Annotated in this window: 10 protein-coding genes; 8 read left to right on the top strand and 2 right to left on the bottom strand. The window is 67.3% G+C overall.

Annotated elements, in window-relative coordinates:
* Positions 1-850: 850 nt before the first annotated feature.
* The 6 genes from V5E28_RS31760 (at position 851) to V5E28_RS31735 (ending at position 7,621) form a co-directional block, all read left to right on the top strand.
* A complete protein-coding gene (locus V5E28_RS31760) occupies positions 851-2,152 on the top strand; it encodes an ABC transporter substrate-binding protein (RefSeq protein ID WP_336212404.1) in 1,302 nt (433 codons plus the stop codon).
* Positions 2,149-3,105 (top strand): carbohydrate ABC transporter permease, encoded by a 957-nt coding sequence (locus V5E28_RS31755; RefSeq protein ID WP_336212402.1) that lies wholly within the window; start codon positions 2,149-2,151, stop codon positions 3,103-3,105. Before V5E28_RS31760 ends, V5E28_RS31755 begins: the two co-directional genes overlap by 4 nt.
* A complete protein-coding gene (locus V5E28_RS31750) occupies positions 3,102-3,905 on the top strand; it encodes a carbohydrate ABC transporter permease (protein WP_336212400.1) in 804 nt (267 codons plus the stop codon). Before V5E28_RS31755 ends, V5E28_RS31750 begins: the two co-directional genes overlap by 4 nt.
* On the top strand, positions 3,902-5,272 hold the full coding sequence (locus V5E28_RS31745; RefSeq protein WP_336212398.1) for a GH1 family beta-glucosidase: 1,371 nt from the start codon (positions 3,902-3,904) through the stop codon (positions 5,270-5,272). The genes V5E28_RS31750 and V5E28_RS31745 overlap by 4 nt, the downstream gene beginning before the upstream one ends.
* 32 nt (positions 5,273-5,304) lie before the next feature.
* Positions 5,305-6,300: a LacI family DNA-binding transcriptional regulator gene (locus tag V5E28_RS31740; protein ID WP_336212396.1), complete on the top strand. Its 996-nt coding sequence runs from the start codon at positions 5,305-5,307 to the stop codon at positions 6,298-6,300.
* A 73-nt stretch (positions 6,301-6,373) separates the two neighbouring features.
* The gene (locus V5E28_RS31735; RefSeq protein WP_336212394.1) at positions 6,374-7,621 is read left to right on the top strand and encodes a phospholipase D-like domain-containing protein; all 1,248 of its coding nucleotides are present in this window, start codon (positions 6,374-6,376) and stop codon (positions 7,619-7,621) included.
* Positions 7,622-7,665: 44 nt separating this feature from the next.
* On the opposite strand, the gene cydB is transcribed toward V5E28_RS31735, so the two are convergent.
* Positions 7,666-8,526 carry a cytochrome d ubiquinol oxidase subunit II gene (cydB, locus tag V5E28_RS31730; protein WP_336212393.1) on the bottom strand — a complete coding sequence of 287 codons (861 nt, stop codon included), beginning with the start codon at positions 8,524-8,526 and terminating at the stop codon, positions 7,666-7,668.
* 413 nt (positions 8,527-8,939) lie between these two features.
* On the opposite strand from cydB, the gene V5E28_RS31725 reads away from it, so the two are divergent.
* Entirely contained in the window at positions 8,940-9,428 is a 489-nt protein-coding gene (locus V5E28_RS31725) for a CAP family protein (RefSeq protein WP_336212391.1), read from the top strand.
* Positions 9,429-9,602: 174 nt separating this feature from the next.
* Positions 9,603-9,914, top strand: coding sequence for a hypothetical protein (locus V5E28_RS31720; protein ID WP_336212389.1), 312 nt, complete (start codon positions 9,603-9,605; stop codon positions 9,912-9,914).
* Positions 9,915-9,975: 61 nt separating this feature from the next.
* On the opposite strand, the gene V5E28_RS31715 is transcribed toward V5E28_RS31720, so the two are convergent.
* Complete coding sequence (locus tag V5E28_RS31715) at positions 9,976-10,728, bottom strand: hypothetical protein (RefSeq protein WP_336212387.1); 753 nt, start codon at positions 10,726-10,728, stop codon at positions 9,976-9,978.
* Between the last annotated feature and the right edge of the window lie 14 nt (positions 10,729-10,742).

Genomic DNA, 10,742 nt, shown 5'->3' with positions numbered 1-10,742 from the left:
CGGCCCGAGGTCGAGCTGTTTGCTCATGTCGAGCTCGAACTTGCCGTACAGGTTCAGATGGGTCCAGAACAGAGCCGACAGGACGCCGCCCCGCTCCCATTCGATCCGGACCCCCGAGGAGTTTTCCCCAGGCCGCCGGCAATTCATACGTCGTCAATGTTTGCCGTTCCCTGGAACGCGACGGGCGGTCACCGCCCACTGCGGCGGGAATGACGGAGTGGTTCACCTTCCTCGGCCGGCGCTCCAAGGAGACGCGACCTGCTCACCTGCCCGTGCGCAGTCATGAACACCGGATTCAGCGACGGCCGCAGTCAAGGAGATCCGTTGCCCTCTTGAAAAGCCGCTGTCATTCATCTGTAAGATGACCATTCGCCGGATGTGGCAATTCCGCCCCGTCGCGATTGTTCTCCTCTGGCTCACGAGGCTTTTTCATTCGCCAGCAGAAGCCGGGTGGCATTCGCAGGCTCGCCTCCACCGAATAACCGTGGGAGCGCTCCCTCAAAACGTTCCAGAACCGACTCCTCCGCCAGCACGTCGCCCAAGAGAGCGGACGGGACCTTGCGAAACGTTTCCGCTCGCGGCAGCAGGCTCGCCGAGGCATCCGGACACCACCCGCCCCGCGCCACCCTCACCGCTGTGACCTGCGCAAATGCCCTCTGGATCCACTTCGAGTACCCCTGCCGACCGCCCCGGCACGGACGCGCCCCGCCGCCGCGGCCACCGCAGAGACCGCTCTCTGCGTAACGGCGATCGTTATCCCACAGTCGTTGACAGACAGTTGTGATCCGCACGACTCTGTCGAGAGAGCGCTCTCTCACTCACCCCCTAAGCACGAACCCAGGAGGGTTCCATGACCCCTCGTATCCGGCGGATCGCCATACCCGTGATCACCGCGTCCGTTCTCGCCCTGGCGACAGCGGCCTGTGGAGGCGACGGAGGCGGCGGAGGCGCCGCGGACACGGCGGCCAAGCCGGCAGAGAAGATCAAGCTGACCATCGGGCTCTTCGGCGACTTCGGCTTCAAACCGCTGTACGAGGAGTACAGGAAGACCCATCCCAACGTGGAGATCGTCGAGAATGTCACCCAGTTCAACGACCACCACAACAACCTCGTCAAGCGGCTGGCGACCAACGCGGGCGCGGGTGACATCGAGGCCGTCGAGGTCGGCTATATCAGCACCTTCACCGCGCAGCCGCAGAAGTTCCAGGACCTCAAGCAGTACGGGCTGGACAAGCGGCAGAGCGACTACCTCGACTGGAAGTGGCAGCAGGGCCTGAGCAAGGACGGCGGGCAGGTGCTGGGCCTCGGCACCGACGTGGGCGGGCTGGCCATGTGCTACCGCAAGGACCTGTTCAAGAAGGCCGGGCTGCCCGAGGAGCGGGACAAGGTCGGCGCCCTCTGGCCGACCTGGGAGGACTACATCGCCACGGGCAGGAAGTTCGCCGCGGCCGACGTCGCCGGCGCCAAGTTCGTGGACTCCCCCGGCGAGATCCTCCGCGCGATCGTGAACCAGGCCCCGACCGGGCTCTATGACGCCCAGGACAACCTCATCGTGGACTCCAACCCCGACGTGAAGAAGGCCTGGGACCTGTCGAACCAGCTCACCGCCGACGGGCTCACCGCCAAGCTGGCGGCCTTCTCGCCGCCGTGGAACACCGGCTTCGCCAAGGGGTCGTTCGCCACGATCATCTGCCCGGCCTGGATGACCGGCTTCATCCAGGAGCAGGCCAAGGACTCCTCCGGCAAGTGGGACATCGCCACCGTTCCCGGCGGTTCAGGCAACAGCGGCGGCTCCCACCTGCTGGTGCCCAAGCAGAGCAAGCACCCGAAGGAGGCGGCCGAGCTGATCGACTTCCTCACCTCCAAGGAGAACCAGGCCAAGGTCTTCAAGGAGGAGGGCACGTTCCCGTCGATCCCGGCGCTCTACGACGACCCCTCGATCCAGAACTTCACCAAGCCGTTCTTCGGTGACGCCCCCATCGGCAAGATCTACTCCGAGGCGGCCAAGGCGCTCAAGCCGCAGCACCTCGGCCCGAAGGAGGCCGACGTCCGCGTCGCCATCGGCAACGGCCTCGGCCGGGTCGAGCAGGGCAAGCAGACCCCCGACGAGGCATGGGCGCAGGTACTCGAGGACGTCAAGAAGATCAAATGAGCACCCTTCCCCTCGCGGTCACGCGACGGCGTAGGCGCAGCGTGCGGCACACCCTCGACATGAGGGTGTCGCCGTACGCCTACGTGGCGCCCTTCTTCCTACTGTTCGGCGCGTTCGGGATCTTCCCTCTCGCCTATACGGCCTGGGTCAGCCTGCACGAGTGGACCCTGCTGGACGAGGAGCAGACGTTCGTCGGGCTGGGGAACTACGAGACGCTGCTCGCCGACGACTACTTCTGGAACGCGACGTTCAACACGCTGTCGATCGGCGTGCTGTCGACCGTCCCGCAGCTCGTGCTGTCGATCTGGCTCGCGCACCTGCTCAACCGGCGGCTGCGGTTCCAGACGCTGTTCAGGATCTCGCTGCTGCTGCCCAACGTGACCAGCGTGGTGGCCGTGGTCGTGATCTTCAGCCAGCTCTTCGGCAGAGACTTCGGGATGATCAACTGGGTGCTGTCGCTGGTCGGCGTCGGGCAGATCGACTGGGCCGCCGGCACCGCGACCTCGCACATCGCGCTCTCCGTGATGGTCATGTGGCGATGGACCGGCTACAACGCGCTCATCTTCCTGGCCGCGATGCAGGCCGTACCGCGCGAACTGTACGAGGCCGCCACCCTCGACGGGGCGAGCAACACCACGCAACTGCGCAGGATCACCATCCCGATGATCCGGCCGACGATCATCTTCGTGGTCATCGTCTCCACCATCGGCGCCATGCAGATCATCGCCGAGCCTCTGCTGTTCGGGACGAGCAGCGGCGGTGGCGGCGGCATCGTCACCGGCGGGCCCGACCGGCAGTTCCAGACCCTGGCGCTGTACGTCTACGAGCAGGCCTTCACCGTGTTCGACTTCGGTTACGCCTCCGCGGCGTCATGGGTGATGTTCCTGATCGTGGTGGTGGCCGCCGGCATCAACTTCCTGATCAGCCGCAGGGTGAAGGGCGGGCTGGTATGAGGCTGCGTTATCTGACCCTGACCGCGGTGGCCTTCTTCTCGGCGTTCCCGCTCTACTACAGCGTCGTCGTGGCCTCCCGGCACAACTCGGCGCTGGCCGAGGTGCCGCCGCCGCTGCTGCCCGGCGGGAACTTTTTCGCCAACGTGGCCAGGGTCTTCGACACCGTGCCCTTCGGGCTCGCGCTGCTGAACTCGGTCATCGTCGCGGGGTCGATCTCGCTGGCGGTGATGTTCTTCTCGACGCTGGCCGGCTTCGCCTTCGCCAAGCTGCGCTTCCGGGGCAAGAACGTCATGCTCGTGATCACGGTCGCGACCATGATGGTCCCCGCGCAGCTCGGCATCATCCCGCTCTACATGCTCATGATCAAGCTGGAGTGGACCGGCACCAACTACGCGCTGATCGTGCCGGCGCTGGTCAACGCCTTCGGCGTGTTCTTCATGACGCAGTATCTGTCCAGGGCCCTGCCGACCGAGCTGCTGGAGGCGGGCCGGGTCGACGGCTGCTCGACCTGGGGGCTCTTCTGGCACGTCGTGCTGCCCGCCGCGCGACCAGCGGCGGCCGTGCTCGGCATGCTGACCTTCATGTCGGCCTGGAACGACTACTTCTGGCCGCTCGTCGTGCTCACCCCGGACAACCCCACGGTCCAGGTGGCCCTGTCGACGCTGGCGAGCGGATACGTCAACGACTACGTGCTGGGCCTGGCCGGAACGGCGATCGGCACCCTGCCGCTCGTGGCCGTCTTCGCCCTGTTCGGCAAGCAAATCATCGGTGGAATCATGCAAGGAGCGGTCAAGGGATGATCTTCCCGGAAAACTTCGTCTGGGGCGCCGCAACGGCTTCCTATCAGATCGAGGGGGCGGTCAAGGAGGACGGGCGAGGCCAGTCGATCTGGGACACCTTCTCCCACGCCCCCGGAAACGTGGCCGACGGCGACACGGGGGACGTCGCCTGCGACCACTACCACCGTTACAAGGACGACGTCGGGCTGATGCGCGAGCTGCGGCTGGCGGCCTACAGGTTCTCGGTGGCCTGGCCGCGCGTCCAGCCGGACGGGAGCGGGCCCGCCAATGCGGCAGGGCTGGCGTTCTACGACAAACTCGTAGACGAGCTCCTAGAAGCCGAAATTTCGCCGTACGTCACGCTCTATCACTGGGACCTCCCCCAGGCCCTCGAAGACCGCGGCGGCTGGGCGGACCGTGACACCGCCTACCGCTTCGCCGAGTACGCGCAGCTCGTCCACGATCGGCTGGGCGACCGGGTGCGCGACTGGGCGACCCTGAACGAGCCCTGGGTGGCGGCCTTCCTCGGCTACGGCAACGGCGTGCACGCTCCGGGACGCAAGCAGCCGGGCGCCGCCATGCGCTCGGCCCACCACCTGCTCCTGGGTCACGGCCTGGCCGCGTCCCGGCTGCGGGAGCTGGGCGCGCAGAGCATCATGCTGGTGGTCAACTCCGCCCCGGTGCTCACCCCGGCCCAGGTCAACGACCCGCAGGCGGTCGCCGACGAGGCGGACGCGGCGGCGGTGGACCGCATCCACGCGCTGCTGACCAGGCAGTTCCTCGACCCGGCGATCTACGGCCGGTATCCGGACGAGGTGCTGGCCGCCGCGGCGCGCAACGGCGGCACGGATCACATCCAGGACGGCGACCTCAAGCTCATCAACGTGCCGATCGACCTGATCGGGATCAACTACTACAACCCCTGCGTGGTGCAGGCCGGTCCCGGCGAGCCCGCCGACGCGGCCTGGCCCGGCTCGGAGGACGTCGAATTCGCCGCCGCCGACGCGCCGACCACCGCGATGGGCTGGCCGATCGTCCCCGACGGCCTGTCCAGGCTGCTGGTACGGCTGTCGCAGGACTACCCGCAGGTGGGTCTCATGGTCACGGAGAACGGCGCGGCCTTCGACGACGTCGTGGAGGACGGCCGGGTGCACGACGTGGACCGCGTGTCCTTCCTCAAGGGGCACCTGCACGAGGTCGGCAGGGCCATCGAACAGGGCGCCGACCTGCGCGGTTACCTCGTATGGTCGCTGCTGGACAACTTCGAGTGGGCGGAGGGCTACCGGCGCAGGTTCGGCATCGTGCACGTGGACTACGCCACGCAGACCAGGGTCCTGAAGGACAGTGCGCTCTGGTACCGCGATGTGATCACCGCGAACCACCTGTAGATTCCTTCCGTGCTCTCCTGTTTGGTGCAGTCATGAGACGTCCCACCCTGGAGGCGGTCGCCGCCCGTGCGGGCGTCTCTCGCGCCACCGCGTCCCGAGTCGTCAACGGCCAGGCGACGGTGGCGCCGCACATCCGCGACGCGGTGCTGCGCGCGATCGACGAGCTGGGCTACGTGCCCAACTCGGCGGCGCGCAGCCTCGTCACGCAGCGGACCGACTCCATCGCCCTGGTCGTCTCCGAGCCTCCGACCAGGGTTTTCTCGGAGGATCCGCTGTTCTCGACGGTGATCCGCTGGGCCAGCGTCGAGCTGGAGGCGGTCAACAAGCAGGTCGTGCTGATGCTGGCCTCCTCCGCGAAGAGCCATGCCAGGGTGGAGCGTTACATCGCGGGCGGGCACGTCGACGGCGTCATGCTCATCTCCATGCACGGCGCCGACCCGCTCCCGTCCGCCCTGTCGCGCCTGCGCGTGCCGGTCGTCTCCTACGGCCGGCCCGCCGTCCCGGTCGACATCCCGTACGTGGACAACGACAACGTGGGCGGGGCCGAGACGGCGGTTCGCCATCTGGTCGAGACCGGCCGCCGCAGGATCGCCACGATCGCGGGGCCACAGGACATGATCGGCGGCCAGGACCGGCTCACCGGCTACCGCAACGTGCTGCGCGACTCCGACCGCCGCTCGATCGTGGCGGTGGGCGACTTCACCCGGGAGTCGGGCGCGGTGGCCATGCGGCAACTCCTCGGTGACGACCCCGGGCTGGACGCCGTCTTCGTCGCCAACGACCTCATGGCGGTCGGCGCCCTGCAGTCGCTGCGCCAGGCGGGCCGCCGGGTGCCGGACGACGTGGCGGTGGTGGGCTTCGACGACATAGAGGCCGCCAAGTACACCGAGCCGCCGCTGACGACGATGCGCCACCCGGTCGCCGAGCAGACCTCGGCGCTGGTCGGTCTGCTGCTCGGCCTGTTCGAGGACGGTCCGGCCGACCCGGTCATCCTGCCCACGGAGCTGGTGATCCGCGAGTCGGCCTGACTTCGCCCTTGACACCTGATCTTCCGGCGTATGAAAGTCGAGCTCGCACCGTCACGCCGGAAGGGGACTCCCCTTGAGAAAGCCCGCCATCGTCGCGGCGTTATGCCTGGTCGCCTCCCTCTTCTCCGCCGGGAGCGCATGGGCGGAGGTCACCGGGCCGCCCGTGCTCAACGCGCCGGTGTTCAACGATCCGACCGTCGGCTCGGACGTCGCCGGCACGCCGAGCACCGCTCAGTCGGCCGTCATGGACCAGCTGATCAGGCTGATCCGGGCGGCGCAGCCGGGCAGCGAGATCCGCTTCGTCAACCACCAGTTCAGCACCGGCCAGCGGTCGACCGAGGTGGCCGACGCGCTGATCGCCGCACACGGGCGGGGCGTCGCGGTCAAGGTCATCCTCGACAGCATGGAGAACGGCGCGAACGACGCGATCGTCGCCCGGCTCAGCGGAGTTCTGGGCGCCGCCGAAGGCGCCGCGTCCTGGATCGTGCGCTGCGAGTATCCGAACGAGTCCGCGGTCGAGCGCGGCTGCATCGCCAGGGACTACCTGCACAGCAAGTTCGCGCTGTTCTCCGGCATCGTGGTGGACGGCGTCGCCCACGCCAAGGTGGTCTACCAGACCTCGTCCAACCTGTCCGACTGGTATCTCTACAACTCCTACAACGACGCGTACACCTTCACCGACCCGGCCGTCTACGACGGCTACGCGAAGTACTTCGACGACCTGCGCGCGGGCAGGCACCGCGCGGTGAACCCGGCCTACTACTGGACGACGCCGACCGGGTCGGCGCACCGCGCCACCTTCCTGCCCCGGTCGGCCTCCGGCGGCGACCCGGTCGTCAACATCCTGAAGCCCATCGAGTGCAGCTATCAGGACGCCGGCGTCACCAGGCAGACCGACATCCGGCTGGCGCTCACCGCGTTCAACAAGAACCGGCTGGCCATCGCCAAGGAACTGGTCCGGCTCAGGGGCGAGAACTGCTGGGTCGACCTCGTCTACTACGAGGACGCCGCGGGCGCCACGACGAAGCACGTCGACGACACCATCCGGGCCGAGCTGGCGAAGACGGTGAACGGCCGGCGCATCCAGGTCACCCCGTGCCGCTTCAGGGCAGGCACCCAGTGGGTGGTGCCGCACACGAAGCTGATGATGACCGACGGTTTCTACGACGACGACATCACGCCCCGCGTCTACACCGGCAGCGCCAACTTCACCCACCTGGAGAACGCGGACGACGCGCAGCTGCGGATTTCCGGCAGGGACGTCCACAGCCGGTATCTGTCCTTCTTCTACAAGATCCGCGACACCTGCCGCTCCGCCTGATCAGGCGAGGACCTTGTCGAGGAAGCCTGGCGGCCTCGCCGGGCTCAACCGACGCCGATCCTGCGGCGGAAGACCCAGTAGGTCCAGCTCTGATAGAGCAGCACCAGGGGCAGGAAGATCACCGCGACCCAGGTCATGATGCCGAGCGTCTTCGGCGTCGCCGACGCATTCTCGACGGTCAGGCTGTAGGCCGGGTCGATCGTCGACGGCAGGACATTGGGATAGAGAACCGCGAACAGGCTGATCACGGTCATGCCGACGGCGACCGCCGACAGCAGGAACGCCCAGCCCTGACGGCCTCTGGCCAGGGCGCCGAGCGCGGAGGCGAAGGAAAGGACGACGAAGGCGGCCAGGATCACCGTGCCGGACGTGCCGCCCTCGATCTGCGTCCAGGCCAGGAAGATCACCAGCAGCGCCGCCGCGGCCGCGCCCGTCCTCAGCGCGACCGCGGTCGCCCGCCGGCTGATCTCCCCGTAGGTCTTCAACGCCACGAACACGGCGCCGTGCGCGGCGAACAGCGCCAGCGTCGTCAGCCCGCCGAGCAGAGCGTACGGGTTGAGCAGGTCCCATACCGTTCCGACGTACTCGTGACGGGCGTCGAGTGGCACGCCCCGCACGATGTTCGCGAACGCGACCCCCCACAGCAGTGCCGGCACCAACGAGCCCGCCACGATGCCGGCGTCGCAGCGCCGACGCCACGTGGTGGCGTCCCTCTTGCCGCGATACTCGATGGCCACCCCGCGCACGATCAGCGCCACCAGGATCAGCAGCAGCGGCAGGTAGAAGCCGCTGAAGAGCGAGGCGTACCACTCGGGGAAGGCGGCGAACGTCGCACCGCCTGCGGTGATCAGCCACACCTCGTTGCCGTCCCATACGGGGCCGATCGTGTGGATCGGATGCCACATGGAGCGACCCGGGACAGGCGGGTGACGCGGCCGATGTCGTACGCGGTCCGAACCGGCAGGGGTGCGTGGCCTCGGCACCGATCGCGCCGTCCGGCGGGGATTGACGCTTCCTGACCCCGGCCAGGATTCCGGCCTTTTTCACTCACGGAAGTCCCCCGTCATACGAGTCCGCCGATTCTGCACACCGATTTGCGTCCAGCAGTCTCTCTTCTTGCGCCTTTTCTGTCGAGTCGCTCGAAAGCCGATATCCAAGATGTTGCCAGCCATATCCATTTACGGCTCCCCCGGTTCGGGCTGTTCGTAAATTGCCGCTTGCCAGGCGGGAGAAGCGCGACAAAAGATTGAGGAAGAAATCGCGATCAGCAGCGATCGCGATTCCGGCAGGCGCCAAGAGCGCCATTCGAGGATGCCCCATGACAGGAACCCGCCCTCCGCTTCCCGACAGCACCACACCCGAATTCCAGGCCGAAGCACTCGCCGAGGCGAACGCCTACCGAGCCAAGCACCACGCGCCGCCGCTGGTCATGGACCCTGAACTCAACTCCTACGCGCAAGCGCGGGCAGCCTCCCGCTCCGAGCAGGAAGGGCTCAAAGCCGGTCACGCCGACCTGCGCCCACAGACGGGCGAGAACATCTTCTGGGGCGGCGGCTCAGCGGCCCGGCCCGGATCCGACGCGGTCAAGAAGTGGTACGACGAGATCGCCGCCTACGACTTCGCCGCGGCCAAATTCTCATCCGACGCCGGCCACTTCACCCAGCTCGTCTGGAAAGCCAGCACGAAAGTCGGCATCGCACGCGCCGCCGGGCAGGGCGGCCAATACTTCGAGACGTACATCGTATTCGTCTTCGAAGAACGGGGAAACATGCAAGGCGCTTTCGCGGACAACGTTCTGCCTGCCTGACCGAACATCTTTGTCCCATTCCATCCCGCTGAACGGTGGGTGACATGGTCGCCGCCGGCGCCGGTGCGGATCGTCGCGCCGGCGCCGGGGGCCGCTTGGCGCCGCCGGTCCGCAGCGCGCTGATCGCGACGAACGACAGCGAGCTATCTGTTCAAATCTCAACCACTTTGGTGTGTGATGAGACCGGACAGTGCGCCAAACTCCGCGACGAGCACGGCCTACAGCGCGTTCGCCGGCGCCGCCACCCAGCACGCGCATTTCCGGGTCCAACTCGTCGCCGGCGATCAACGAGTGATCCGGGCCGCGCAGGAGGTGCTGGACTTGATCTCCGAGATCCGCGTCGGGGTGGACAGCAGCGACGAGGTCCATGAGCTCGCACGGCAGAGCGACGCGCGCCTGACCCGGTTCGTGACGCAGGCATCGGAGCAGATCCTCGCCCCGCTGACGGCAGCCACAGTGGATACCGTCCCGAAGGACGACACGTGACCGGACAGGGCGGCACTGGGCGTGGGCCCGGTAGGACATTTCTCCGCTCAGGTGTGCAGCGCTACATCTTGTCGAGGTCGATGGTCCGGGCCGCGGGCGGGGGCTTGATGGTGACCTTCGTTCCCCAGTCCGAGTAACGGACATCTGCGACGAAGCCGTACCACCCCTGGACGTAGGTGCTGTCCTCGAGCAAGTCAGGCTGCCGCCACTTGGACCAGGCCCGGCGGACGAGGCCGTCCTTACCGATCCACAACCGCCAGTCGATCGCCCACTCGCCGTGTTCGTCCTTTATGTCCCCGCGCAGATTCGCCCCGACGTCCCACAACTGACGGAACGAGATCGACCCCTCGTGGAGGGTCGTGGGCGAGCCGTCGTAGATCCCCGCGGCCTTGGTCGTCGTCGTGGTGGCCAGCACGGCCGCGAACTCGGCCGGCTTGTCCAGACGCAGGAGTCCCGTCTGCAGGCCGTCGCAGGGCCACTTGCCGGTGCTCCAGATCTTGCCGTGCGGCCGTTTCGCTTGAGGGTTGTACTCCCAGACGCGTCCGCCCATGCAGATGATGCGGGTGCCTGTCTTTCCCAGTTGCATGTGCCACAGGTCGGTCGCCTTCACTGTGCCGTCACCGAATCCGACGACACCCTTCGTAGGCTTGAAGCGCTCCCAGCCGTCGCCCGCGTTGAAGGTGTTGACTCGGGTGATTCTCACGCCGTGCCCTTTGACCAGCTGGCGCTGGATCGCCGTGATGGGGTCGCCGGCTGTGGCCGAACCGGAGGCGGGCGCGCCTTGGAGAAGTGGCCCTGCCAAGGCGAGGACCACGACCGTCCTCCATC

The organism is Nonomuraea sp. LPB2021202275-12-8 (assembly GCF_037044575.1).
Lineage (GTDB): Bacteria > Actinomycetota > Actinomycetes > Streptosporangiales > Streptosporangiaceae > Nonomuraea.
The sequence above is the reverse complement of the archived record's forward strand: the minus strand, read 5'-3'. Positions and strand labels throughout refer to the sequence as shown.

Excerpts from the sequence above, each read along its gene's own strand:
- cydB (WP_336212393.1), bottom strand. The coding sequence starts at position 8,526 with ATGTGGCATCCGATCCACACGATCGGCCCCGTATGGGACGGCAACGAG.
- V5E28_RS31725 (WP_336212391.1), top strand. The coding sequence starts at position 8,940 with ATGACAGGAACCCGCCCTCCGCTTCCCGACAGCACCACACCCGAATTC.
- V5E28_RS31740 (WP_336212396.1), top strand. The coding sequence starts at position 5,305 with ATGAGACGTCCCACCCTGGAGGCGGTCGCCGCCCGTGCGGGCGTCTCT.
- V5E28_RS31755 (WP_336212402.1), top strand. The coding sequence starts at position 2,149 with ATGAGCACCCTTCCCCTCGCGGTCACGCGACGGCGTAGGCGCAGCGTG.
- V5E28_RS31745 (WP_336212398.1), top strand. The coding sequence starts at position 3,902 with ATGATCTTCCCGGAAAACTTCGTCTGGGGCGCCGCAACGGCTTCCTAT.
- V5E28_RS31760 (WP_336212404.1), top strand. The coding sequence starts at position 851 with ATGACCCCTCGTATCCGGCGGATCGCCATACCCGTGATCACCGCGTCC.
- V5E28_RS31750 (WP_336212400.1), top strand. The coding sequence starts at position 3,102 with ATGAGGCTGCGTTATCTGACCCTGACCGCGGTGGCCTTCTTCTCGGCG.